Annotated in this window: 19 protein-coding genes and 1 pseudogene; 3 read left to right on the top strand and 17 right to left on the bottom strand. The window is 54.0% G+C overall.

Features of this window, described 5'->3' with window-relative positions; all coding sequences use genetic code 11:
- Nucleotides 1-114: 114 nt before the first annotated feature.
- Nucleotides 115-1,233, bottom strand: coding sequence for a glycosyltransferase family 4 protein (locus FE784_RS01710; RefSeq protein WP_176705890.1), 1,119 nt, complete (start codon nt 1,231-1,233; stop codon nt 115-117).
- Nucleotides 1,234-1,470: 237 nt separating this feature from the next.
- Between FE784_RS01710 and FE784_RS01715 the strand changes: the two genes are divergently transcribed.
- Nucleotides 1,471-2,286, top strand: a complete 816-nt coding sequence (locus FE784_RS01715; protein WP_139600395.1) for a hypothetical protein — start codon at nt 1,471-1,473, stop codon at nt 2,284-2,286.
- 107 nt (nt 2,287-2,393) lie between these two features.
- On the opposite strand, the gene FE784_RS01720 is transcribed toward FE784_RS01715, so the two are convergent.
- From FE784_RS01720 to FE784_RS01750, 7 genes are all read right to left on the bottom strand, one after another.
- On the bottom strand, nt 2,394-3,194 hold the full coding sequence (locus FE784_RS01720) for a divergent polysaccharide deacetylase family protein (RefSeq protein ID WP_139600396.1): 801 nt from the start codon (nt 3,192-3,194) through the stop codon (nt 2,394-2,396).
- Between the two features lie 41 nt (nt 3,195-3,235).
- On the bottom strand, nt 3,236-4,384 hold the full coding sequence (locus tag FE784_RS01725; RefSeq protein WP_139600397.1) for a hypothetical protein: 1,149 nt from the start codon (nt 4,382-4,384) through the stop codon (nt 3,236-3,238).
- 163 nt (nt 4,385-4,547) lie between these two features.
- Entirely contained in the window at nt 4,548-5,378 is an 831-nt protein-coding gene (locus tag FE784_RS01730) for a carbohydrate ABC transporter permease (RefSeq protein ID WP_139600398.1), read from the bottom strand.
- Nucleotides 5,371-6,249, bottom strand: a complete 879-nt coding sequence (locus tag FE784_RS01735; protein ID WP_139600399.1) for a carbohydrate ABC transporter permease — start codon at nt 6,247-6,249, stop codon at nt 5,371-5,373. Before FE784_RS01735 ends, FE784_RS01730 begins: the two co-directional genes overlap by 8 nt.
- 25 nt (nt 6,250-6,274) lie before the next feature.
- On the bottom strand, nt 6,275-7,591 hold the full coding sequence (locus tag FE784_RS01740) for an ABC transporter substrate-binding protein (protein ID WP_139600400.1): 1,317 nt from the start codon (nt 7,589-7,591) through the stop codon (nt 6,275-6,277).
- 243 nt (nt 7,592-7,834) lie between these two features.
- Nucleotides 7,835-8,809: a LacI family DNA-binding transcriptional regulator gene (locus FE784_RS01745; protein WP_139600401.1), complete on the bottom strand. Its 975-nt coding sequence runs from the start codon at nt 8,807-8,809 to the stop codon at nt 7,835-7,837.
- Nucleotides 8,810-8,927: 118 nt separating this feature from the next.
- On the bottom strand, nt 8,928-10,214 hold the full coding sequence (locus FE784_RS01750; RefSeq protein ID WP_139600402.1) for a Gfo/Idh/MocA family oxidoreductase: 1,287 nt from the start codon (nt 10,212-10,214) through the stop codon (nt 8,928-8,930).
- A 169-nt stretch (nt 10,215-10,383) separates the two neighbouring features.
- On the opposite strand from FE784_RS01750, the gene FE784_RS01755 reads away from it, so the two are divergent.
- Nucleotides 10,384-11,214, top strand: a complete 831-nt coding sequence (locus FE784_RS01755; protein ID WP_246131862.1) for a helix-turn-helix transcriptional regulator — start codon at nt 10,384-10,386, stop codon at nt 11,212-11,214.
- A gap of 6 nt (nt 11,215-11,220) precedes the next feature.
- Here the strand turns inward: FE784_RS01755 and FE784_RS01760 are convergent, their stop codons facing one another.
- The 8 genes and pseudogenes from FE784_RS01760 to gpr all read right to left on the bottom strand — a co-directional run bounded on the left by FE784_RS01760 (nt 11,221) and on the right by gpr (nt 23,976).
- The gene (locus FE784_RS01760) at nt 11,221-12,648 is read right to left on the bottom strand and encodes a hypothetical protein (RefSeq protein ID WP_139600403.1); all 1,428 of its coding nucleotides are present in this window, start codon (nt 12,646-12,648) and stop codon (nt 11,221-11,223) included.
- Between the two features lie 48 nt (nt 12,649-12,696).
- Nucleotides 12,697-13,716 (bottom strand): Gfo/Idh/MocA family protein, encoded by a 1,020-nt coding sequence (locus tag FE784_RS01765; protein WP_176705891.1) that lies wholly within the window; start codon nt 13,714-13,716, stop codon nt 12,697-12,699.
- Between the two features lie 29 nt (nt 13,717-13,745).
- Nucleotides 13,746-13,961 (bottom strand): annotated as a pseudogene (locus FE784_RS01770) (sugar phosphate isomerase/epimerase); the annotation flags it as partial.
- A 31-nt stretch (nt 13,962-13,992) separates the two neighbouring features.
- The gene (locus tag FE784_RS01775; RefSeq protein WP_139600405.1) at nt 13,993-16,308 is read right to left on the bottom strand and encodes a discoidin domain-containing protein; all 2,316 of its coding nucleotides are present in this window, start codon (nt 16,306-16,308) and stop codon (nt 13,993-13,995) included.
- 306 nt (nt 16,309-16,614) lie between these two features.
- Nucleotides 16,615-18,186 (bottom strand): extracellular solute-binding protein, encoded by a 1,572-nt coding sequence (locus FE784_RS01780; RefSeq protein WP_139600406.1) that lies wholly within the window; start codon nt 18,184-18,186, stop codon nt 16,615-16,617.
- Nucleotides 18,187-18,245: 59 nt separating this feature from the next.
- Complete coding sequence (locus FE784_RS01785) at nt 18,246-19,589, bottom strand: ABC transporter substrate-binding protein (protein WP_139600407.1); 1,344 nt, start codon at nt 19,587-19,589, stop codon at nt 18,246-18,248.
- A gap of 983 nt (nt 19,590-20,572) precedes the next feature.
- A complete protein-coding gene (locus FE784_RS01790) occupies nt 20,573-22,618 on the bottom strand; it encodes a helix-turn-helix domain-containing protein (protein WP_139600408.1) in 2,046 nt (681 codons plus the stop codon).
- 353 nt (nt 22,619-22,971) lie between these two features.
- Entirely contained in the window at nt 22,972-23,976 is a 1,005-nt protein-coding gene (gene gpr, locus FE784_RS01795; protein ID WP_139600409.1) for a GPR endopeptidase, read from the bottom strand.
- Nucleotides 23,977-24,164: 188 nt separating this feature from the next.
- Between gpr and rpsT the strand changes: the two genes are divergently transcribed.
- Nucleotides 24,165-24,437 carry a 30S ribosomal protein S20 gene (gene rpsT / locus FE784_RS01800; RefSeq protein ID WP_139600410.1) on the top strand — a complete coding sequence of 91 codons (273 nt, stop codon included), beginning with the start codon at nt 24,165-24,167 and terminating at the stop codon, nt 24,435-24,437.
- Nucleotides 24,438-24,491: 54 nt separating this feature from the next.
- On the opposite strand, the gene holA is transcribed toward rpsT, so the two are convergent.
- Complete coding sequence (gene holA / locus FE784_RS01805) at nt 24,492-25,505, bottom strand: DNA polymerase III subunit delta (RefSeq protein ID WP_139600411.1); 1,014 nt, start codon at nt 25,503-25,505, stop codon at nt 24,492-24,494.
- Nucleotides 25,506-25,533 lie beyond the last annotated feature (28 nt).

A 25,533-nucleotide genomic window follows, 5' to 3' on the forward strand; every position in this document is an offset into this window, starting at 1 on the left:
ATCTCGTAACCTTGCACTGTTGCATTGTAACGAGTAGGAGAGGGGAGGCCGTCGATACCGTAATGAGCCTGTTCGCTTGCACAGCGCTAGGCGGGAGAGGCCCAATCCGCTCCGTTACTTGCCCGCCCTGTAAATCCGTGCCAGTCTGGCGGCGGTAGACGACCAGCCGAAACGGCTGACGACATCGCGGCGCGCCCGAAGCGCCATCGCCGACGCCGACCCGCGGTCGCGTGCCACTGCCTTGATCTGTTCGGCGAATGCTTGGGGACTCCGATAACGGGCAACGAGCCTTCCGGTCCGTCCGTGCTTGACGACCTCGCGGATTCCCCCGTTTCTCGAAGCGACGCAAGGCGTACCGGAAGCCATCGCCTCCACGTTGACGAGCCCGAAAGCTTCATGACCTTGCGATGGGCAGACGAAGCAGTCGGCGAGCCAATACATGCTCGGCATGCGTTTGCGCGACACATAACCGAGGAAACGGACCGGGACACGGCTAGCCGCGGCCATTCGCTTCAATCGGCTAACGTAAGCCCGCTTACCCGCGCCTCCCGCGATGTACAGCTTGGCGCTCGGAACGGAGCGGCGTACATGCTCCATAGCCTTTACGAGCACGGGCACTCCCTTTTTCGGAACGAGCCTGCCGGCGAACAGTACGGCAAAGCTGCCCGTGGCGCCGTATGCGCTGCGCACCGCGCTCCTTTGACCCGGCGAGGGCGGCCTGAATTCGCTCAGGTCTACGCCGAGAGGCACATGCCTTACTTTGTGCTTGAGGCTCGGGAAAAGCGACCGGAGCCTGGACGCGAGCGAACGGCTGTTGGCCACGATGAGATTGGCGTGCGACAGCAGTCGGGACGCCTTGCCTATCGACGCGTTCGGGGGCGTGACGAACGTCGTGGAATGCAGGAACACGGCGATCCTCGCTCGGGGGAACCTTTTTCGAACCGTCGGCAAGAAGGAAGGCCGGTTATCGATTTGGATCCAATCGAACGTTTGGCCGCCGATCGACCGGAGGACGCTCCCGAGATAACGACCGCCCTTCCCGCCGGGAACGCGGACGATCGTCAAGCCGCCTTTCCGGGTCTCCGCCGCGTACCCCGGACTTTTTCTGCTGTATACCTTCACCCGGTGCGCCGTCGCCATTCGCTTGGCGATTTCCGCAATGCAATGCTCGACCGATCCGCCTACTCGCGGCGGAACCGGTATTTCGCCTGGCGCGATTATCGCTATGTTCACGATTTCACTCCTTTTCCATGATCGATTCCCCATATGCTATGCTGGCGGCGAATAAGCCGTATGGGTGACCGGCCATGCCGTCGTCCGACTTGACATCCGCGGGAATTTGAAGTACATTTTACGGTAATCATCCAAATCAGGTTGCGACGACGGAAGCACCGGTCGGCCAAGGCAGTAATTCGCCTTGCCCGCCGGTGCTTTTTTGTCTTACATATGCAGCAGAAAGGGGGGAAGAAGATGAATTCGATTCGCGCAGTAGCCGCAGCCGTATGTGCTATACTGATTGCCGCTTGTCTGTCGGTTACGGCCGCGGCCGCCTCTTACGAGTTGTCGGCCGCGCAAAAATCCGGCTTCGATAAGCTGGCCGGGTCCGACCCTTCGCTCGAATCCCAGCTGAACTCGCAGTATGCCGAGTTGATCGGACTGCAGCAGCAGGAGAAAACCTGGGATGCGCGGACAAAAGCGCTGAGCGGCGAAAACGATGCGGCGCTTGCCGACTTGCGTCGGGAAATCGCGGCTATCGACTCCGTCGCGTTGGCCAAGCTGAAAACGGACGTCGAGCAGACCAAAGAGCGTTACAAGCCTCTGCTGGAATCGTACACTGCTCTGAACAAGCAAATAACGGCGGCAAAATCACTGCCGGGCAAAGAGCTCGTCTCGTTTTTGCGGATGCGCGCAGACGCCATGAAAATAATGGTGCAGCTGGCCAAACACGACATCAAATTGAAGGAAGCCGCTTACCGGGCGGCCAAGGACAGCGCTTCGCTCAAACAGAAGAAAGTCCGCGCAGCGATGGCGGACATCGAGCCGGTCGAAACGACGATCAAATCGGAGAAAAGCTCGGCCGCAAGCGCCAAAAAGCAATTCTCCGAAAATTGGAAAGCATTCACGCCGCTTATCAAAAAAGGGGATCCTTACAGCTTATCCGCCGCCCTGACGGCTGTTCTGTCCGACCTCCGGCAGATCGTCGGGCATAAGCAGAACGTATATGGCTTGGAGAATCGGATCGGCGACATACTGGCCTCGGCAAAAACGCGGTTGCCGACAAATTGAGGGCATTGCGGTACCTGCATAATGAAACTGATGTCGGCCGATAATTACCGGGCGTCACAAAGAGCAGAGTAGAGAAACTCCCTCCCCGATTCGGGGAGGGAGCATGATCAAGGAATATTAGTCTTCGGCACCATCTCGGATAAACGCACGAACAATATATCGCTTGGCATGGCGGGCGCCGCCTGATGGAGCACCGCGGCCGTTTTTTTGCCCGGAATGCCGACATGTCCGATCGCGATACACGTTTGCTGCTCGGTTGCCTGCTTGCGGATCAATTCGAATTGCCTCGAGATATGGGCCGTACTCGCGACGTCGTCCAAAAAAATTTGGTTTTGCAATACCGGCACTTCCAGCTCCGAGCCGACCCGGGACACGACGCTGCGGTAATTCGTTTTGCTGTCGAGAAAAAAAAGTCCCCGCTTCTTGCAGACTTGCAGCACGATACGCATCACTCTCTCGTCTGCCGTCGCTTTCGAGCCCATATGATTGTTCACCCCGACCGCAAAAGGCACTTCGTCGATCGCGGCCTCGACCCTGCGGCGTATTTCATCGTCGGCGAGGTCGGTCATGATCGCCCCCGGCCCGAGCCAACTCCGCCTGCCTCGAAGCGGCTCCATCGGCAAGTGGACAATAACGTCGTGACCGACGCGGTGAGCCCACTCCGCATCCCGCTTTGTCGTTGGCAGGAACGGCATGACAGCGACCGTCAGCCGAACCGGGGAAGCCATGATTTCCTCCGTTCCCGCCATATTATTGCCGAGATCGTCGATGACGATGGCTATCCGTTTCGCGTCGGCCGCAGCCCCCGCCTTTGCAGCCGATCCGACATCCGCGGAAATCGCGGTCAATGCCGCGAGACAACCAAGCGACACGGCCAGCTTTAGCCAAGCCCGAGAAATCAATTGCATTGTAATCGCTCCTTTCGCGGTGACGATCTGTTCTGTCATCGTTACTTCCCGGATTCGGCCCCTGACAATACCCAAGGCGAATGCGCCGTCTCCCTGACGAAATCCAAGCGGAACGTTTCTTCGCGCATGCCTCCGCCCCGACCGTCCAGCGTCACCTTTACCGGAATTTGGGCGGTTACGGAGTCCGGATCGACCGTGCGAGGCTTTATCGGCGCGATCCTTGCGCCTTCAACGGTGAGAAGCAATTTTTCAAACTGCGCCTGAGTCGGTATGGGAGCTCCCCGGAGGGCGGCCTGAAGGAGCGCTTTATCCTGCTGGCGGAGCGCTTCGAATAAAGTTTCCGCTATTTGCTCGGGAGAAAACCCGCTGACCGCAGCATCGAGCTTCCCGGCCGCTTTATGAACCATCAGCTGATGGGCCAGATCGACCTGACCGGAGCGGTGCGTAGAGCTTCCGAGAAAATGGATGCAGAAATGGCCTGAGAAGCCGTTATCCGGTATGCCGTCCCCGCCATGCGGCATACCGTGCATCGAGGCCGCGATCGGCTTCCCGTCCGATAAAACAAGGATGGCCCGTCTTTTCCAGCTCCACGCCCCTCCGTATATTTGCCTCATTACGGCCGTATCGTTTTTCGTCAGCGGCTGTACGTCCGCATGATGGCTTCCGGCCCGCCGCTGCGCCTGAAACGATAGTCCCGTTTCCAGATCGACCACGGTAAGCTTGCTTTTCAAGGGCAACCGTCCTTTGGCCACCTCCCAATCGAGCATATCGCCGTAATGCTGCGTACGCAGCTTGCCGGCGTACTTCAGCCACTGCTTGCGAATTTTCGCGGATAGCGCAAACGAGCGGTTCGTACCCGATTCGACGAGCACCCCGTCCTCTCTCATCGCAAACGTTCGTCTTCCGTCGCCCTCCGCAATCTCCATGTAGACATCGGTGTAAGGAATCGAGGGGGCTGAAGACTGTTCCTCTGCCGCAACGGCCGCTTTCCAAGCTTTCTCCCAATCATTGCGCGCAATGGATACGCTCGTGGCATGCGGCGCTTCCGGGCTAACCTTGACGGCAATCGTAAACTGAACGGATTCGTCGCCGCGAGTTTCGGCTTTCGCAACCGGACTTCCCATCAGTAGGAGGCCCAATAAAATACAAACGGCCGCAATGGGCCGGACGATGCCTCGGAACCGTCTCATGAGCAAGCCTCCATCCATTATTGTTCCCTACTCATTGTTTGCATGATCAGTTAAAATATGTGGCGGTATTCCATGCAAATAAGCCAACCCGGTAGGAGGTTGGCTTTGCATCATGTACATATTATGTTGCTGTGTCGGATTTGCAAGCGAAGATCGTTTCCGATTAACCTTTCAGACCCGTCGATGCAATCCCCTGAACGAAATGCCGCTGGGCGAACAGGAACACGATCATGACCGGCAGAACGGTAATAACGGATCCCGCCATTATGAGCGTCATTTTATTGTCGACTTCATTTTTCAGAAACAGCAGTCCGAGCGGCAGCGTATACAGTTTTTTGTCCTGCAAATAAATGAGCGGCTCGAGCGTCCCGTTCCATGAACTGATGAAGGTGAATACGGCCAAAGCGGACAATGCCGGGGTCGTCAGCGGCAAATATACTTTATAGAATATTTTCCAAGGATTCGCTCCATCCACCCATGCCGCATCGTACAGCTCTTTTGGAAGCGTTTTGAAAAATTGGTGGAGCAGGAAAATGCCGAAGGCCGTGCCGAGGAAGCTTCGCAAAATGAGCGGGTAATACGAATTGAGCATATCGAGCTCTTTCCAAATAAAGTACGTCGGAATCATCGTCACCTGGGAGGGCAGCATCATCGTGCCGAGCATGGCCATAAAGATGAGATTGCGTCCGCGGAATTCGAAGAAAGCGAGCCCGTACGCGACAATCGCGCAAGAAGCGACCGTTCCTATAAGATCAAGCGCGGTGACGAACAAGCTGTTCATCGAGTATCGGACGAAGTTGACCTCGATCCATACTTTGGCATAGTTGCTCCACATGACCGGATCGGGAAACAGCTTCGGCGGCAGTGTCAGCTCATCCCCCGGCTTCATGAGCGACGTCGATATCATTTGATAAAATGGCACGAGCATCAGCAGCGCACCGACGGTCAGAACGACGTAGGCGGCCCACTGCAAGCCACGCGACGGTTTATTCATAGTGGACCCACCTCTTCTCCATCTTTTTCTGGAACAAGGTTACGAGCAGAATTACCGCGAACAGTCCCCACGACCATGCCGAAGCCGTGCCCATCTTGGCATTCAGGAACGCATCCCGATAAATCAATATGTTCGGCACCATGTTACGGTCGTGGACGGCGTTGATGTCGCCCAGCATGACGAGGAATACGTCGAACGCGTGAAAGGCCGAAATCGTTGATAAAATCATAACCATATACACCATCGGCGAGACGATCGGAATCGTAATTTTCGTAAAAAACGTCCAACCGTTCGCCCCGTCCATTTTGGCCGCTTCGATCGTATCCTTCGAGATGCTTTGCATGCCCGCCAGCAGCATCACCATCGAATAGCCGGCGCCCTTCCATACGTTGACCGCCGCGATCGAGCCGATCACAAGCCACCATTTGTCGCTGGTGACCCATTTGACCGAATCGAGCCCTATGCTGTTCAACACCCAATTCAGGATGCCGAATTCGCTGTTGTAGATCCACAGCCAGATTAGGCCGCCCGCTACCCAAGGCGTTATTACCGGTAGAAAGTAAATCATCCGGAACAACGATTTCCCGCGGATTTGCTGATTGAGCAAGTAGGCGAGCACCAGCGCCGCGATGGTCTGGATCGGCACGAACAGCAGCGCGAAATAAAAGACGTTGCGCAGCGACAGCCAGAACACGTTGTTTTGAAACATTTGAATCCAGTTTTTCAAGCCTACCCAGGCGGGCGGATTGAACAAATCCCATTTCGTAAACGTCAAGTAAAACGAAAATACGAACGGGAATACGAAAAACACGACCAACTGCAAAAGAAACGGGAGGGTGAAGCAAAAGCCCCACCAGCCTTGTTTACGCATCGGAACACCTCATCCGGCCCACTGTTTATTTGTCGTCGTCCAATATCGCCTGCACCTTCTGGTGAATTTCCTTCACTCCGTCGGCGGCCGATTTTTTGCCGTCCAAAATGTCGTTCAAGATCGGGGTTGCCGCCGCACGCCATTCGTTCCAGGTCGGATTCTCGTCCAGCGTACCGGCCGCTTCCTCGGTCCCTTTCGTGAACGCCTTTTTGTTGAGCGGCTTCGTCGTCTGCTTCTCCAGCGCCTCGAGCGTCGTTTTCTTGACCGGCAAGCTGGCACCGCTTTCGGCTACGAACGTTTGCGCTTCGTCGCTCAAATAATATTGAAGGAACGTCCAAGCGGCCTCTTTGGCATCCGGCTTAGCCTTCGAATAGATGAGCCACTGATTGACTACGATCGGTACGAACCGTTTGCCCGTTAAACCGATCGGCATTTTGACGACGTCCCAGTCCAAATCCGGTTTATTTTTGAGCAGGCTGACCTGCTGGGACGATTGCAGAAAGGTCATTGCCGTCTTGCCTTCCTCGAAATATTTCATGCTCGTCTGCTGCTCCCGGGTCGGGCTGATTTTATCTTTGTTAATCGTATCCGCCCACTTCTGCAGCCCTTCGATCGTCTTGGGATCGGTAAACAACGACTTGCCGGTCGCCGGATCGATAGCCGAGCCCCCGCTTGATTTGATCCAAGGAATCCAGCCGAGCGTAATGCTTGCAGCCGTATTGAATCCGAACAGATCGGTTTTTCCGTCGCCATTCGTATCCTTCGTCAGCTTTTTCGCCGCATCGATCAAGTCCTGATACGTCCAGTTGTCGGTCGGAACCGGGACGTTGTTTTCTTGGAAAAGCTTCTTGTTGTAGGCAAGCGCGCTAGAATTTACTCCGTGGGGTATGCCGTAAATTTTCCCGTCCGGCCCTTTGGCGGCCGTAAGGGCCTCGATGTAATCCGCCGTCTTCAGATCCCGCTTGATATAGGGCTCCAGGTTTTCCGCCACGCCGCGCTTGCCGTAGCCGAGTATGACCGCGTTTTCCTGGAACCAAATATCGGGCGGATTGTTGCCTGCGATATTCGTGACGATTTTTTTCGTAAAATCGGCCCAAGGCGACTCGTCGATTTCCAGCTTGATATGAGGATACTTCGCTTTGAAGCCGTCGATAATTTTCTTGTTCGTAATGTCATAGCTGCCCGGCAATCCGATTTTGAGCGTCACTTCCTTCGGCTGAGCGGGTGTCGAACCGCCCGAAGCAGCATTGCCATTTTTACCGGATTCGCCGCCCGTTCCGCAAGCAGACAGCGTAAGCGCTGCCGCAATCGACAAAACAACCACCTTTTGTTTCCCTTTCATGAGTAAAACCTCCCTTTTCGTAATAAAAGTTGAGAAGCTGGCTTATGAAACACGGTTTCTTCTTGTATTAAAAGGTCTCATGATGTTTTAAGTTACACGTGTTCTAAATTGATGGACTATCCCTCTTGAAATTTGGCTTAAAACCCGCTATCGATTTCACATTTGACTGACAAGTCAAATTCATGATATTACACGTTTTCGTAACGGGCAAGCTTTTTTTCTATAGCCTTTCGGGCCTTTAGGTCAAAGCCGGTTAACCGATTTACGGATACGCATCTCGCAGCCGATCTCCACATCCGCCCATTTCCCCTCGCCTCTCCCGTCAACGCCGGTCAAGATGTCCAGTGCGGCTGAAGCCAGTTTCACTATCGACGGCCCGACCGTAGTAAGAGGAACGTCCATCCGCTCCATTTCCGGAATATCGTCGTATACGACGAGAGAATAATCGTGCGGGATCCGGATTTTCCGTTTGCGGAACAGCTGGAGCAGCTCGAACGCGTACGTCTGGCTGTCGACTACGAAAGCGGTCGGCCGGTCCGGGCTTTCCAGCAGCGCGGCCATTTTTTCCTCTGTCACGGCATCCCCGGCCTCGATCTGCACGAAGTAATGCTCGTGATAATCCAGCCTATGCTCCAGCAATCCTTGCGTAAAGCCGGTCAATTTGTCCGAGCGGTTGCCGATAAACGTAATTTTGCGATGGCCTTGCCCGGCCAAATAACGAACGGCTTCATAGGACGCGTCTTTCCGGTTCACGCCGATATAGTGCGTCTCTTCCATTCTTCCGCCGCCCATCAGCAGCATATTTCCGTGAAACTGCTCCCGCTGTTTGATGAATTCGACGGATGGGAGCCAGCCTGGAGCGCACCAGAACACGATCTCGTCGACGAAATGCTCATTGAAAATGCGCAGCGCGTCCGGCGGTTCCGCAAGCGACATGATGACGTCAATTCCCCGGGAAGCGGCTTCCTTCTGAATTTGCAGGCCGAGATGGTAAAAAAACAAGCCTTCCAATTTGGGCCATATGAGTCCGATCGAATTCGTTCTCCGGTCGACCAGTCTTTTGGCCGCCAGATTGGGAACGTAATTCAGCCGTTCGGCGATGGCCACGATTTTTTTGCGGATGTCAACGCTGACCCCCGGGGCGCCGTTCAACGCCTTCGAAACCGTCGGATGGCTGACGCCGGCTTCCCTGGCAATATCTTTTATCGTCACTTTCATCGGGTCGGGATCTTCCTTTCCGAGCTTTCGGGTTCGCTCCAAACTATTATATTACACGTGTTCGCAAAAGTTAAGAGCGAACGCGAAAATCCCGGTCGGCTCCTTTGAATACTGTTTCTTAAAATTTCACCAAATCGTCGATACGAACGGCACCGCCGGTCTGCATCGAAATATTGCCCGCTACTCCCGTCAAAATCGAGATGGCGCCGTCTACGTGCGAAGCCGCTCTATTGAAGCGGTCCTCCTCGCGCTCGCCGAACAAATCGTTCAACAGAATCGGATCGCCGCCGCCGTGTCCCCCGGCCCGCTCTTCGATTTCGACCTCATAGGCGCGCTCGAACATCGGTTGGACGGTGAGCAGCTTTTGCTTCAGCGCACCCTCGTCTTCCTTTTTGCCGCCGGAATTGACGTAGGCCCGTTCCACAACCTTCAGCTCGATGCGGCCCTTGCTGCCGTTAAACATGACGTTGAACCCTTCCCAAGGCAAGTACGCGTTAAGGGAATAAGTCAAGATCGCTTTGTTTTTGTAGCGGACCATTACGCCCATCGTGTCTTCGATGTTGATTCCGTCTCCGAACACGCTTTGGTCGCGCTGGTAGCCGTCATCCTTCTCCGCATCCAGATAAAGTGCCTTCATGTGCGCGTTCGCTTCCATATTCAGCGCGAACGGATCGCCTTTGGCGGCTTCGCTGCCGTGGGAACGCTGGTAAAACTTCGTCACGCCGCGACGTTCCGCATTTTCCCGGCCGTAGAACATGAGGCCTCCCATGGCAAATACCGTCTCCGGAGAAGTGCCCAGCCAGAAGTTGACCAGATCGAAATGGTGCGTCGATTTATGCACCAGCAGTCCTCCGCTATTGCGTTTGTCGCGGTGCCAGCGGCGGAAATAGTCCGCTCCGTGTAGCGTGTTGAGGGCCCATTCGAAATGAACCGAGTGAACGTCGCCGATCGTACCGTCCATAATGAGCTCGCGGATTTTCGTGTTGTGCGGCGCGTAACGGTAGTTGAAGGCTACCCGCAGATCGCGTCCGGTCCGTTTGACCGTGTCGATGATAAGCTGACATTTCTCCGCGTCGATCGTCATCGGCTTCTCCGTTACGACATCGCAGCCGAGCTCCATCGCGCGGATAATATACGTATGGTGAGTGCGGTCCATCGTAGTGACGATGACGGTGTCGGGTTTTTCCTGACGGATCATCTCGTCGAATTCCTCGCAGCCGTACAGACGAACCTCGGGATGGTCGTATTTCTCTCTCAGCAGACGGTTCGAATATTCCAGACGGGTCCGGTTAATATCGCAGAAAGCGACGAGCTCGCTTTTGTCGCGAAAATGTTTGGCCAGCGCGCCGTAGAAAAACTCGGCTCTTCCGCCTGTACCGACCAGGGCGAATTTTTTCCGTGTCATGGATGGCACTCCTTTAATAAAAGTAAAATACGCTTTCATTTTAAAGCAATATTTTCAGATTTTCTGCCTAATTATTGCTCATCTGCTGCTTTTTTTCGCATTTCTTGCTCTTTCCCCGCTTACGCAGGACGTCCTAGTATAGTACAATGCGGTATGGGGGGGCTGTACCGTGAAAGATCCGTTCTACATCCATCTGAGCAAAGTATCCGGCCATCATTCGATGCCTTCCAACCATTTTCACGAGCCATACGAAATTTATTATTTGCTGTCCGGCGAACGGAACTATTTCATCAAGGACAATACGTACCGGATCGGCAAAGGCGATATCGTGTTCATCGACAAAAACGAGCTGCACAAAACCGGGGATGCCGGCGTTCCGAACCATGAGCGCATTCTGATCAACTTCCACGAACGTTTCCTGCACAAGTTCGACGAGCCGCTCCTGTTCGAGCCGTTCCGTCGCAAAATACGCCGACTTCGGCTGAATCTGCCCGAGCGGGAATGGATGGAGAGACTGCTGTTCGAGATGCTGCAAGAGGATAAGGAAGAGCTGCCCGGTCACTTCGCCTCGCTGCAAGCGAGACTGGTCACGCTGCTGCTATGGTGCGGAAGAAGGCTGGATCGCCAGGAGCGCGAGCAAGCCCCGTACGAGCACGAGAGCCCGGCTCACAAAAAAATTTCCGAGATCGTCGAATTCATCAACGACGCTTATGACGCGCCGCTATCGCTGGAATCGGTTGCCAAAACTCATTATGTAAGTCCGTTTCATTTGAGCCGGATGTTCAAGAGGGTGACGGGATTTTCGTTCGTGGAGTATGTCAATACCGTCAGGGTGAGGGAAGCGCAGCGGCTGTTGAAGGAGACCGAGTGGAAGGTAACCCGCATCTCGGAAGCGGTCGGTTACGAGAATCTCGGACATTTCGGGCGCGTATTCAAGCAAATGACCAAAACAAACCCGCTTGACTACCGGAAGTCGGCCAAGCGGGCTGACGACAAATAAGGATCGTTATTGAAACCGGAACGAGAACAGCTCGGCGTCTCTCATCGTAATCTCCATAATAACCGGCTTGCCGGATAATGCAGACGGGCCGCCGCCTTCGAAAGGTACCGTTTTGTCCAGCTTGTCGCCGAACAGCTCGACCGAATTCAGCGTCCGGTCTTGCGAGATCAGCTTGATTTTCACATACCCTCTTGCAGAGGTAGCGAAGTTGATCGACAATCGGCTGCCTTCGTATATAAACGGCCGGGTCACGATAGTGCTTGGCGTATATGCGGCTCTATAGCTCACAAAGCCGTCGATTCTTATCGTATAACGCCTCAGCCGAGCCGGTTGCTGCGACCAATGCCCTTCCTTTGCGTACATCGAAAGCTCGTTCGGGGCGTAGGGCAAATCGTTTCCGGTCTCGATCATGCCGACGGCCGGAAAGCAATCGCCGTACACCCAGTTGTATGGATGCTCCGGCCCCGGCGTCATGAACGCCTCATCCCAGCGGTTCCACTTGCGCCCGTTGCGCGAGCTCATGAACAAGCAGTCCGTAATGGCGAGCCCGTACCGCGGATGGACGCCCATCCTTTTTTTACGGCTGTGCGCACCGGCAAAATCGTCAAAGTTCGGAGTCCACTCTTTCTTTTCCACATAGCGGGACGGAAAGCCGGCTAACAGATGCGGCGCCCGGTAATACGGCTGCACGGCATTCGTATAGAGCGGGTAGTCCTCGCCATCGCCGAAATCCAGCCGTTCGGGAGTCGTCCACTCTTTAAAATCGGCCGATTCCAGCCACCGGATATCCCGAATGCCGGCGTTCCAATCATTGCCCGGTATATCGTGAAAATCGCGGATATAGCATCTGTACGTTTTCGCTACGGAGTCCCAGAAAGCAACGTTCAGCGTATCGAACTTGCCTTGATTCGTCATCCGCCACGCTTTTTGGAATTGAATGCCGTTCGCGCTCGTGAAGCACCATAAATACTTGTCATTCCAATCTATCGCGGTCCCTTTATAACGCTCCTCATCGGGACAATCGGGGTTCGTATCCTTGAATACGAAAAAGTTGTCAAACCTGGCCGTATTCGAATCGAGAATAATATTGTTGCGCCGGGACCCCTCAAATTCGCAAATGCCCAAATCCGGCTTGATCCAATCCTTGCCGTTCTTGCTCTCCGCATAACACACGACGATCGGACGCGGAACGTGCAGCGTCACATCCGGGTCCAGCATTTCCCAACCGAGATAATACATCCGGAACAAGCCGTCGTCCTCCACGATGCAATGATAGTTGCAGCCGTCCCCTTCCCATGGAGAATCGTGATGGATTACGACTTCCTTCGGCTGAAGCTTGTTCAGCTGCCGGGACGCGGTCGTCTTTCCTGTATCGATCAAATATTCGTCCCAGAACAGCTCGCGGCGGCTGCCGATCTTTATAATGTCCGACATTCTAATATCTCTCCCATTCATTTGAAATAAGCGGCGGTCGATCCGGCTTCACTTTCCTCGTACCGACTGTATTGATCCATCGTTCCGATGAGATCGAATCAAGGCATCCGCTACATACAGCGGATAGATGCCATCCTCCAGCGTACTGACAGGTTCGGCGCCGGATCGCAAAATGTCGACGATGTGTTCAACTGCTTTTTGAATATTGCTTGTGCGGGCAAGCAAGTTTTTTTCTTCCCGTTTCAGCGTCAGATGGTATCCTTGAATCGACGCATGCCCGGCTGCGGCATAGAAGCGGATTTCATCGCCTGTCCGGAGCAACTCAATCTTGCCCTTATCAAAAAACAAATCCATCTCGAACATGAGGTAATTCCGGTCGTCAAATGCCTCCGCATACCCGGGAACGCCATTCGTAAGCGTAAACTGAAAGGAGAACGTCCAGTCGCCCTTCTTATCCATGTTCGTCGGGACTTGTCTAAGGACCTGAACGCGATCGATCTCTCCGGCTACATACCGAACGAGATCAAATAAGTGCGAGCCGATGTTGTGGACACCTCTCGTATACCGCAAATGGATGTTGGTCAGCTTTCCGAGCTCTTCGGACCGAACGGCTTGCCGAATTTGGCGGACCCCTTCGCTCCATCTTCGCGATAGATTGACTACGACGGTTCGCCGGTGGCGCTTCACGAGCGCCGCGATCTCCTCCGCTTCTTGAAGGCTCGTCGCGACCGGTTTTTCCAGAAACAGGACAGAGGCCGCCGATCGGGACATCACCGTCCGAAGAAGTTCGAAACGAACGTGCTCCGGGGTGCAAATGCTTATGACATCGAGCCGCTGCTCATCCAGCATCGCGCCCAAATCCATGTAATATTTCGTTTCCGGAGCTACAAGGGCAAGCTGGTCGCCTTGCTCCTGCCGAACGCCCACAGCGGCCGCCAATTCCATGTCAGGGTTCATCCGGTAAGCCAGCGTATGGCTTTGCGGCAACTGTTTCCGCGGGATATCCGCCCTTAGTCCGATAAAGCCCAGTCCGATTACGGCCGCTCGATATTTGTTCATGGCTGCCATTGTCAGTGTCTCCCGTTCAGCTTTACTGTGTCGCCGCATAAAGCAGAGAAATCCAGACCAAGCTCGCGAATGTAAGCCTTTAATTCATTTCTCGCAGACGGGGTTAGATTCGCCGGATCCGTCTCGCCGCTGACCGCATACAGCTGCACGCCGTCCGCCCCTACCGCCTTCGCCTTCTTCAAGCCTTCGCTCACTCCGACCCGGAAGCTGTCCACGATAACGCCGATTTTGTTCGTTAATGCCATTTGCAAGTTTCCTCCATTCATCTGGAACGCATTACGGCTCAATAAGTACCCGGAATTCAGCGATGACCAATGTCACGATCTCTGTTGTCTTCACTACCCGTACATACCGGTACGGCGTCGGATCGTCGACAAGACTGCTCCAGGTCTGCTTGTAGCCGACTGAGAAATTGCCTTGTCTGCCGATCACAGTGTAAGTCGAGAATGTAGGGTCATTGGAAGCGAGCACGTCGAAGTTTCTTCTCTCGTACACGTGGTCGACGTTGTCTTGCCGGTTGACGAGCTCAAGCTTGGCGATCGGATGGGCGCTGCCCAGATCGACTTGCCACCAAGGCGGAGACGTATACGGCGGCTTCGATGCCCATGCGGTCGACACATTGCCATCCGCCGCTTTCGAGGGGTGCATGCTGGCATCCCAGTAAGAGGAGGCGGTGACGGTTTTGTTCAAAGCCGCATTGATGTAGCTCGGCTCCGGCACGGTAGGCTGTTCGGCGATAATGTCCTTGATATCGAGGTATCCCGCTTCGATCCCGGCGCCGGCAATTATGGTTTGCGCCGCGAGCGGCCAACTCGAGGCGGAACTGTACGTATTGCCGGAAACCGTGTTGCCGGCGTTGATGCTGGATTGCGGGATATCCGTATAATTGTCGCGAATCGTATTCAGCGTTGCGCCCGGCGCAATTGCCGTTACATAGGTCCAGTACAGGGTGCCGTCGTTGTGCAGCACGTTATGATGCACATCGAAGCCTTGGGTGCCGTTGTCCAGATAAACAAGGGCGAGATCGTAGTACTGGTCGGATATATAATTGTCGCTGATGGTCGAGTTCGGCTGGTTGCCGAGCGCGTAAATCCCTCCGCCGTCGCGGAGCGTGTGCATGTAGCGATGAATGCGATTGTAGCGGATGACGTTGTTTTGTGCCGTCGTGACGTCCGTCGACCAGCCCCAGCCGACGGTAATGCCGGTATACGGCAAATCGTACAGCTCATTATGCTCGATGACCGTATGATCGGTATACCCGACGAAAATACCGGTTGCCCCGTGGTATTCCGCTCCCGCTCGGACGATATAGTTGTTTTGGACCGAATTGTTTTTTACGATTTTGCGGGAGTCCGCCGGATTGCGATCTTCGCCCGTTATGAAGCCTACCTTAATACCGGTAGCCGAGACGTCTTCGATTACATTGCCGATGATCGTATTGTCCTGGCTGCCGTACTCCAGACTGATTGCCGTGCCTCCGAGATGACGGAATACGTTGCGCTCGAGCCGGATCGATTTCGCCGCCCGGAAGTCTGCCGCTGCGGGAGGCTGACCGACGCCGCCGCCCGGAGGGACGTAGCTGGCCGCCTGGTTGGCGGGAAACCCGCCATTGCCGCTCGGGTACATCCACGTCGTGTACAGGAATGTAAGGCCGTGAATTTGCACGTTGTGCAGAAGCGTGTCGAGCGTACCGGTACCTTTGATCAACGTCTCGGCCGCAGAGCCTGCCACAGCTTCCGAGGCTGTCATCGATTCCCCCGAACGCGGCTTGTAATATAGCGTACCGGCATTGCCATCCACCGCTCCGGTCAAATCCAGATACCATTCGCCCTCCTCGTCCAGCAGCTCGTAAGCGTTCTCGACCCAGGTCGGATACGCGGCCGTCGTTGCCGGAGCGAGCAACGACCAGCACGGCTCCTGCATGGTCAAGGCGCTTCCGCTAATCGAGGCGACCGGGCAGCGGAGACTTTTCCATTGATAGAAGATGACCATCTCGATATCGCCGATATTGTCCCAGCCGGCCATTCCCGCGAAGCTTCCGGTCGAAGGCAACGTGTAGCCCGCGGACGTTCTGGCGAACCCCGATGGGAACGTCTCCCCGCGCGCCCGGTCCGCCCGAATGCCGTTCACATACAACTGACGGGTCTGGAGGGAACCGACATCGGCCTTGTAAATATTGTTCATGCCGTCATGCAACGTCCAGGCGGTGCCTGGAATCGATTGTCCGCCGCTCAAGATCGGAGTTTCCTCGGGATAAGCGCGGTAAATAACGTTGTATCCGTTCGTTCCCGAATCATGAATGGTGCTGCTTTCGGTTAATTCGAAAGGGGAAGAAAGGGAGTACGTCCCTCCACGAAGCAGCACGGTAATATCTCCCGTCATGTTCGCGTTCATCGTCCGTACTTTATCCCGGGCCCCTTCCAGTGAGCAAGGCGACATTTCCGAGCATAAGCTGCCGCCGCCGTCCGGAGAAGCGTATATATACGTCCCCGTCATGTAAGCTACCTTGTCGGTAACGGCAAAGGACAGCAGCAATCCAAGAGCCATAGTCAAGAGCATTGGTACCGCAATCCGTTTACGAAGTACATTCATCGCAGTTCCTCCTTCATCTTCTCAATCTTTTCATCGCTATGAAACGAACGATTGCGAGTTATTCTGAGGTCTGCAGTTCATGATGAAGACCGACAATCAGTCGCAGCGGCAGGTAATGCTCCGCCGGACCGATTTCACCATTATTATGAATTTGTAAGATGGTCATACCTCCAAAGCCCCAATTACAGACCGGAGTCGGCTCCGGCCCTGTATCACAGTCCGCATAACCGATCGTGGCGTTAAGGCTGGGAGTAGGAAATCGGTTCGTTACATAGATAAAGCCTCAACTATTCGTGCAGCCGGCTCTCACTGGTAGCTCTTCCGGCCGGCTGCAGCCGCGTACTGCCTGTTGCGATCGTCGATCATCTGCCGGCCGCCCATGTCGAGCCAGCGCCCCACGATGCCGTCCCAGTTGTCGAAGGGGATTTCGCCGTTGTACACTCTGACCTTCTGCTCGTTGAAATAAGCGTTCAGGTCGTTCAGCTTCGGGAACGACTCCCATTTGGTCATGTCATAAAACACGCCGGAGTCGATAGACTCGAACCGGGGCAACCGGTTCATCTGCTCCCTCTTCAGGTTGTACTCCCCGGATACCCAGGCGTTGATCGGCCATACCGGCTTGCCGGGCCAGTTGATGAATGCCGTCTTGTATTTGGCGTAATATTTCGCTTTGGACAGGTCGGTTTTGTCCTCCGCGATAAATTCGACCATGCCGCCCGGGGCCATCGTGTAATTGTCGCCCTCGATCCCGAACCAGGCCAGCATATTCCCTTCGTAAGTGCCCTGATAGTCGAAATATTTCATGACCGTTTCAGGGTCGGCATTTTTCTTGAATATGACCCATACCGAATAAGCGATAGGGGCCGCAGGCAATCGATTGATGCCGTGTGCTCCTTCCAGCATGAAAGGGACATAGCTATAATCAGGCACCGTCTTCCTGAGTGCCTCGCCGGCGTTCAGGATCGTGCCAGAATACGTGGCGGCTACCGAGCCTGCCCTGTTACCTGCAATCAGCTCCTGCTGCTTGGTCGCCGTCGACAGGAGCATATCCTCCCACAAGTATCCTTTGTTGTTCCAGTCAACGAGCCGAGCCAGAAACTCTTTGTAGCCGGGGTGAAGCTCGGGGGGCTTCAGTCTGCCGTCGGCGTCTTGCCACCAGTTAAACGCTTGCGGAAGGAAGCTCGGACCGACAACGCTTTCCAGCATGTTGAACGCGCCCCCCGAAGCGACGGCTAACGGAACCGTATCGGGCATTCCGTTCCCGTCCGGATCGCGTTCCTTGAACGCTTTCAGCACATGCTCGAATTCGTCTACCGTCTTCGGGATCGAAAGCTGCAGCTTTGCGAGCCAGTCCGCCCTGATTTGCAGTGCATTGAGCGTAAGGAGACCGTTCTCGATCGGGATGCCGAGTATGTTCCCTTCATAGGTCGCTCTCTGGAACGCTTCGGGAACTACGTTTTTCCTCAAATTCAGACCATATTTGTCGAGCAGGCCGTTCAGCGGTAAAATAAGGCCTTCGTTAAACTCCTGCACGGCTTCGGATATAGACAATTCGGCGAAATCCAACTGCTCGCCGGAGGAGAGCATCATATTCCGTTTCGACCTGCACGGTCCTCCGGAGCCTCCATCCGAGAAGACGATGCGGACATCGGCGCCCGTTTGTTCCCGTATCCGGTCGTGCACCCGCCTCTCCTCGGCCGTTTTCCGGTCGAAAGACGGATTGCAGTTCAGCCCGACTATTTGGATCCCCGGATTGTGCGGTTGGCCGTTCTTCGATCCGCCCTGTTCCGGCTCGGGCGATTCGCAGGCGGACGCTGCAATTGCGAGGACCGGGAACAAAGCGGCAAGCGCGGATCTGATCCATAGGTGCAAACTCATCGTCCCAAGCCTCCTCTACTCCCGAGATGCCTCGACAAGCAAGCGTCAAGTGTCTGTTTCTACTTTGCTTTAAGCTCCTGAAGCTTCTTCGCCGCGTTTTCTTCCGATAGCCGCAATGCGGTATTCAGATCCATCTCGCCTTTCATGACCTGATTCATGTTGGCCACATACAGACTGGAGATCGGTATTTCATATACGCTCTTATACGGGACCTCCGCCATTTTATAATAAAAATAGGCGCCCCAATTTTTATCCTTATATTTGGTATCTTGCCCGAATACTTTCCTTACGTCCAAGTTTTTCAAGACCGGCATGAAGCCTTTCCCGGCGATTTCCGTCTGGTATTCGTCCGAAACGAGATGCTTCAGCATTTCCATCGCGGCATCCGCGGTATTTTTGGTTTTCGCCATCCGCGTAATGCCGAAATATTGGGTGTATGGCTGCCCCCCGACGCCCGGCAAATCCTGGAACGGAGGCATGGCTACCCAGTCCCAGTTAAATTTGCTCAATTGATCGTCGCGGCTGTTGGCCGCGAAAGCGGTAATGCCGCCGAGCATCGCCACCTGTTGATCCTTGAAAAAGCCATCGAGCACATCGTGCTTCTTCAAGTAATCCTGAACTCCGGGCACCTCGGCCGGGGCGATGAGCAAGGTCTGGTAAAATTTCTTCCATCGCTCGTCCCGGTTGATCGTGGGCGTGCCCGATTTCTCATCGACAAGCGGAATGGAAAGCGGATTCATATATAGCATGTAATTCGTAAACGGCGCGTATCCGATATAGCTTTTGTCACCCTCGGTTCTCGTCAGCTTGCGCGACAGATCGAAGATTTCCCCCCAGGTTATCCCGTTCTTCGGATAAGGGACGCCGAATTTATCGAGAATATCTTTGTTGTACATGATGCCGATCGAATCGGTAACGACGGGAAGCGCGTAAATGCCGTAGCTTGAAGCTCTGACACCGCTAATGACCGACGGGTCGAACCGGTTGAGATCGACCTTGTGCTGCTTGATCAGATCGGACATGTCGAATTGCAAATTGTAGGAGATGAATTCGTTCTCGAAGTAGCCGACATTGGCGAAATAAACATCGTAATGCGTACCTGTGGCGAGCATGCCGGCGACGTCCATCCCTTTTCCCGTGTTTTGAATGTACTTGATCGTATAATCGGGAAATTTCTTTCTCAGGCTGTTGCCGTACCGATTGTCGAATTCGGCCGGCGTCATGCCATTTTGGGCATAAAAAACAACTTCGACGGGCTCCTTGTTTTTTCCTTCAACCGCTTTGCCCTTGTCCTCACTTCCGTTGTCGGTCTTGTCGCCGCCGGTTGCCGCGCCGCTGCCGCAGCCGGCAAGCAGTGCAATGGCCAGCAGCGATAACGGTATCGTTCTGAATCGTCCCCTCATGAAACAACCTCCCTATTTTCATCATTCTCTTCGATTCCGGCCCCGGACGCCGGAACATCCTCAACCTACTCCAACCGGTGCCCGCCGTTCAATCACAATATATTAATATCGTTGAATTGAGCCGTTTCCGGGACCCCGTACAACGAGTTGAATATTGTAATACAACGTTAAGAATAACCATCCGGGAAAACCGCCCGGACGGTCCTCTGATATGCTAACCCAAACGCTCCGGCCGCTGCCCACAGTCGTGATTAGACTTGGCGGTAACAACACGACTTCAAAGGCGGCCCGAGTGTGATTTTGGCGAGCTTCTTGCCAAATTCACATCGGGTGTGATTTGGGTGAGCTTCTTGCCAAATCCACATCGGGTGTGATTTGGGTGAGCTACCCGGTGTGATTTTTGGTGAGCTTCTTGCCAATCCACACCGAAACTTTCCGCTTCAAAACCCATTCCCTTGGATCACTTACATGCTTCCTTCCACTTTATTCAGCTTTGCAGGTCAAACCTATATACTTGACTGACCTCGACCCACTAAATGGAAAACCTGCAGCAAATGTAACAAGAATAGAGCTAAAAGCGTGCCATAGCGGGAAAACCTCCAGCTATATCGCCATACTAGGGCCCAAAAAAGCAATTTCGATAAAATGTACTGCAGGTTTTCCAGTTATTTATCCAAAAAAGCGGATAAATCGAAAAATAACGACATGTTTTCCAGTTACAGGAGCGGAAACGTTCGAATAAGCCGGATCACGGCCCGGTACATTTATGCACGTCGAAAGGGTAACCATTATGCTTTAGTACTGTAAAGAACTTAAGCATTCTGAATCGTAAAATAGCCCCAAAAAATGGAGCCTTCGCTTCGCAGCATCATTCCAAATCCTTTGCGGGGAGCCCCCGTCATCCACATATATTGGCTTCGCGTCATTTCCAAAACAACAAAAAAAGCCGACATCTGTCGGTCGGCGGCGTACTTGCGCATCGTTCAGCTGTCGGCGGTTTGCGGCTCCTGCTCCCGCTTGCGGCTGAAGAGGAGCTCCCTGTATTCGGAAGCCGTAATGCCGGTGTACTGCTTGAACACTTTAGCGAAATAGCTGTTGCTGTTGAAGCCGGAACGGGTGCCGATGTCGGCGATTTTCGTCCGGGTGTCGGACAGCAGCCGCTTCGCTTCCTCGATGCGGTATTCGTTCAAATATTCGACCGGTGTCCGGTTATATCTCTTCTTGCACACGGTAATCAGATGCTGCTTCGTAATGCCGAGATGCTCGGCCATCTCGTCCAGCGAGAAATTAACCGTATAGTGCTCGGCGACATAATCCCGGATTTTGCCGGCATAATCTTTCGTCTCCTCGGCATAGTCCCGGTAGCTGTGGAATTTGGCGAATACGAACTGCTTCACGGCGGTAACGTTCATAATACCTTTGTCCGTAATAAGCCGGTTCAGCTCGTTCAGGAACGTAAGACTGTTCTGACCGAACAGCCGGAGCAGAAGCGAGACGACTTGATAGAAGTTGAGATTGTACTCTACGACGCTCAACTGCTCGGAGAACAGGACGTTCAGTGTCTCCGTGAAACTCCGCTCGTTCTGCTGCCGGATCGCCAGCTCCAGTTCCTCGATGGCAGGAGCTTTTAGAGGGGCCGCGTAGTCCATCGGCAGCTTGTTGTAGCAGTACAACCGGCTGTCCGTCGTATAAATGCGGCCGATATTGTAGGCATACATAGCCTCGATATACGATTTATGAATGTTCTCAAGAGAGTGGATGCCGCCGATGCTGATCACGGTCGACTCCAACTGCTTGTCGTCGAGTGCGAGCAGCAGCTCGGTTAAGAACCGGCTTGCATCCCCGTGCTCCAATTGGAACAACGCTAAGCAGTCCCCGTTCGGTTCCCGGAACAGCTCTGCCCGGAACGATGCGGTCAAGCGATTTTCCAGACTTTGCATAAGCGTCGCCGTTGCTTCTTCGGACTTCTCGCCGTCATTTTGCGGCGTAGGGGTAATGATTGCAACGACGCGGCGGGACGACATGACGTGTATCAGCCTATCCATGTACGGACTTATGGGAGTCTCCCCCATAATCAAGCGGCGCAGCAGCGATTTTCTCAACAGCTCTTCGCTCTCCGCGACCCGGGAGACGATGCTGCGGAACGGCTTATACAACTCGCGCGCGCCGATCACGATGAACACGGCCATGAGGGCGATGACAGCGAAGACGACGGCCAACACTTTGTTTTTGAAGACGGTAACGTCCTTGTACAGCAGTTCCGTATTGACTGCTCCGACTAATTCCCAATTGAAGGCGTCGAGCTTATGCCGATTGATCCGGATGCTCGAATCGTCACGCATAATACCCGACATCGGTTTGCCTATGTATTCCTTATCCCGATGGTACATGATCGTTCCGCCAGCATCGGTCAAGTAGTAGTTGTACAGCTCGGCGCCCACGTTCAGCTCGCTCAAGAAGGAATTATATATTTTATCCAGATCGACATTGAATATAAAATAATTCGGTTCTCTCTGCTGCCCCGGAAGCTTCTGGATGATGGAAACGTATTGCCTGTCTTGTCCGAAATGTCCGTTCTTGAGCTCGAACTGGTACAAGGGGAGCTTTGGGGCTTCCGTGACAATCCAGGGGATGCTGCTCCGTTCAGGATTCCGTTCTATCCCATAGTTCGATATGAGCAGCGACCGGTCATCGCCGTTATACAGCATGTATTCCGCAATAAATGGATTGGCGTACAGAAGCTTGTTGAGTTCAGACCATGCTTTCCACTGATCCGTCGCCGTCTGCAAGTTGGCGAAACGCGCATCGGCTGCCGTTGCGCTCGAGAAGTCTATAATTTGCTGCAACGTCCGTTCCATAAGCGTGCCGGTGCGGATCAGCTCGGTCTCATTTTTGGAATCGACCAGTTGGACCGTTTGCTTCATGAACAGATTCGTATTGTAAGCGCTTGATAAAAGAGCGGGTATAACGGACACCACGACGAGCACGATGGCCACCCGGTACAAGTAAGAGCGGGCATCTCGTTTCAACGCCGATTCCCCCTTTTAAACGAATATACGATCCAGCCCGTTACTCCAACAATACAAAAGAGGAGCCGGAAATAACCACGCTCCTCTACAATTGCATCCGTTCATCCTATTTAGGAGCGATCTCCGGCAGCCTTCGGCACTACAGAAAATCGCTTAATGTGGTCATACCATAGTATAGATTATTCACCTTTAGCATACAGGTTTTACCCGACATCGTCAATAAGCTATTCGTAACAATCTACGAGAATCTCGGGCATTTCTCGCGCGTATTCAAGCAATTGACCAAAACAAACCCGCTTGACTAAGGAAAGTCGGCCAAGCGGGCTGATCGTTAATGATTCGGCACCCGACGGTCAATGCGTGTAAGCGCCCACGTTGTCCTGATCGATCGCCTCATGCAGCGCGGCGTTCAAGCCGCTGGCGATAATGTTGGCCATGTCCTCGATAAACTGGTCGATATCCTTCGGAGTCACGAGCAAATTGTGGCCGACCGGATCGAGCACTTCCTTGACCAGCTGAAGCCGCTCGTTCTCCTCCATGCTTTCCAGCATGCCGAATATTTGATTCGTATTGCTCGTCTGGTTTTTGAAATGGTTCAGCATCATGTCCATCGTGCTGTTGACGATCGTGGACGCATAGACGACGGTCGGAACGCCGATGGCGATTACGGGCACGTGAAGGAATTCCTTCGTGAGCCCTTTTCTTTTGTTGCCGACGCCCGAACCGGGGTGAATGCCCGTATCGGCGATTTGAATCGTCGTATTGACCCGTTCCAGCGCTCTGGAAGCGAGCGCGTCGATGGCGATGACCAGGTCCGGTCTGGATTTCTCGACGATGCCCTGCACGATTTCGCTCGTCTCTATTCCTGTCGTGCCCAGCACGCCCGGCGCCACGGCGCTTACCGGGCGGTAACCCGGGCTTACTTGCTCCGGCATCAATTCGAAGTAGTGCCGTGTCACCATGACGTTCTCGACAACGAGAGGACCGAGCGCGTCCGGAGTCACATTGTAATTTCCCAGTCCGATAATGAGTACTCTGGCGTCCTTGCCGATGCCGATTCTTTGCAGAAACGAAGCGAATTCTTGGGCAAGTCTGGTCGCCACCCGATCCTGCAGGTCGGAATCCTTCTCCCTGAGTCGGGGGACTTCGATCGTGACATAATGTCCGGGCAGCTTGCCTATCGCCCTCGCTCCCTCCTCACTCGCGATATCCATTCTCGTCACGATCATATCCCCGTCATCTTCCGATGTCTCGGTATGTACACCCGGTATCGTATCCCCCATCCGGTTGGACGCAATTTCCTTCGCTTCCAATGCCAGATCGGTCCGCACCGAATATGGACTTAAATCCAACTCCATTTCATGACTCTCCTTTCCGTTACGGCTGCTATAGTTTGTGAGCAATACGAACCGTTTATTCCAGATTGCATTTTCGCTTGTCCCATGGTAAAATGTATAAAGTTGTCGACAGACCTGACATACTTTGATCGGTTGTCCTGGACATAGTCGCAAGCACGCTTTTCTTTTTTTTAAGGAGGTGAACGATCGTGCCTAACATCAAATCCGCCATCAAGCGCGTAAAAACGAACGACAAGCGTCGCCTTCAGAACGCTTCGCAAAGATCGGCTCTGCGTACGGCAGTCAAAACGTTCGAAACCGCAGCTGCTTCCCAAAACGTTGAATCGGCTAAAGAAGCTTTGATCACAGCTTCCAAAAAGCTGGACAAAGCCGTAACGAAAGGCCTGATTCATAAAAACGCGGCAGCCCGCAAAAAGTCCCGTTTGGCGAAACAACTCAACTCGCTTTCCGCACAAGGTTAAGCGAAAAAGTCCTTGCTCGCTCGCAGCAAGGACTTTATTTTTTTCCTGCACGTTTCAGGAAGCCAGCCTCATCAGAAACATTTCCAGCCCCAGTACTTTGTCGACCTTGCCGCTCTTCATCCTGTAATCCAGCTCCGCCAATTGCGCCATTATATGCTCCAGCCGCTCCGGAGCGAACTTCTGGCCTTGCTCGGCCGCGACTTTCACCGCATACGGGTGCAATCCGAGCTGTGAAGCCATTTGCTGGTGGGACAGTCCCTGCTTGGACAACTCCTTCACTTGAAGGACGATGCGGAATTGACGGGCGATAAGCAGCACGAGCTTGACCGGCTCCTCTCTTTGCTTCAACAAATCGTACAGGATGGCGAAAGCCCGATTCAACCGCAGCCTTACGATGTCGTCGATCAGAATGAACACGTTCTGCTCCGTGCTTCGCGTCACGAGCTTGTCCACGCTCTCGCCGGTTACGGTTCCGCCCGGACCGACGTACAGCGACAGCTTCTCGATCTCCGCCGCCAGCGTCTGCAAGCCCCCGCCCGTATACAAAATCAGCTGATCCGCAGCGCCTTCCGCAAACGAAAACGACCTGCGCTCCGCTTGTTTGTTGACCCATTGGAGCAAGCTTTCCGCATTCATCGGCAAAAACGGGATCGTTACTTCCTTGAGCGATTTTACGATTTTTTTGCGCTCATCGAGCTTCTCCGCATCGACCGTGAACGCGACCACGGAAAATTCGGGCGGCGCTTTCATATATTCGAGCAGCTTCTCCGGCTGGTGTTGGACTTTGCCGCTTTCCTTCGCTCCGGTAAAAAAGGTTGCGTTCTCCGCGACGATCAGCTTCTTCGGCGCCATAAACGGCAGCGTCTGCGCATCGTCGAGCACGACATCCAGGCTCGTCTCCGTCAAGTCGTATTTGCTCACCGCAAACTCCCGATATTCGGGCTCCACCAGCTTTTGCGTCAAATATCCGATAAACTCGCGTAGCAGGTACGACTCCGATCCGTAGCATACATATACGGGCGATACATTCCCTTTCCCGATATCGCGTGCCGCCGATTTGTAATCCAATGCGTTTCACCCCAACCCGCAAACTTCA

Source organism: Paenibacillus hemerocallicola, from assembly GCF_006265175.1.
GTDB classification, from domain to species: domain Bacteria; phylum Bacillota; class Bacilli; order Paenibacillales; family NBRC-103111; genus Paenibacillus_AB; species Paenibacillus_AB hemerocallicola.

Bases quoted from the DNA above. Each gene is read 5' to 3' on its own strand.
- FE784_RS01715 (WP_139600395.1), top strand. From the start codon at position 1,471: ATGAATTCGATTCGCGCAGTAGCCGCAGCCGTATGTGCTATACTGATT.
- FE784_RS01720 (WP_139600396.1), bottom strand. From the start codon at position 3,194: ATGCAATTGATTTCTCGGGCTTGGCTAAAGCTGGCCGTGTCGCTTGGT.
- FE784_RS01725 (WP_139600397.1), bottom strand. From the start codon at position 4,384: ATGAGACGGTTCCGAGGCATCGTCCGGCCCATTGCGGCCGTTTGTATT.
- FE784_RS01730 (WP_139600398.1), bottom strand. From the start codon at position 5,378: ATGAATAAACCGTCGCGTGGCTTGCAGTGGGCCGCCTACGTCGTTCTG.
- FE784_RS01735 (WP_139600399.1), bottom strand. From the start codon at position 6,249: ATGCGTAAACAAGGCTGGTGGGGCTTTTGCTTCACCCTCCCGTTTCTT.
- FE784_RS01740 (WP_139600400.1), bottom strand. From the start codon at position 7,591: ATGAAAGGGAAACAAAAGGTGGTTGTTTTGTCGATTGCGGCAGCGCTT.
- FE784_RS01745 (WP_139600401.1), bottom strand. From the start codon at position 8,809: ATGAAAGTGACGATAAAAGATATTGCCAGGGAAGCCGGCGTCAGCCAT.
- FE784_RS01750 (WP_139600402.1), bottom strand. From the start codon at position 10,214: ATGACACGGAAAAAATTCGCCCTGGTCGGTACAGGCGGAAGAGCCGAG.
- FE784_RS01760 (WP_139600403.1), bottom strand. From the start codon at position 12,648: ATGTCGGACATTATAAAGATCGGCAGCCGCCGCGAGCTGTTCTGGGAC.
- FE784_RS01765 (WP_176705891.1), bottom strand. From the start codon at position 13,716: ATGGCAGCCATGAACAAATATCGAGCGGCCGTAATCGGACTGGGCTTT.
- FE784_RS01775 (WP_139600405.1), bottom strand. From the start codon at position 16,308: ATGAATGTACTTCGTAAACGGATTGCGGTACCAATGCTCTTGACTATG.
- FE784_RS01780 (WP_139600406.1), bottom strand. From the start codon at position 18,186: ATGAGTTTGCACCTATGGATCAGATCCGCGCTTGCCGCTTTGTTCCCG.
- FE784_RS01785 (WP_139600407.1), bottom strand. From the start codon at position 19,589: ATGAGGGGACGATTCAGAACGATACCGTTATCGCTGCTGGCCATTGCA.
- gpr (WP_139600409.1), bottom strand. From the start codon at position 23,976: ATGGAGTTGGATTTAAGTCCATATTCGGTGCGGACCGATCTGGCATTG.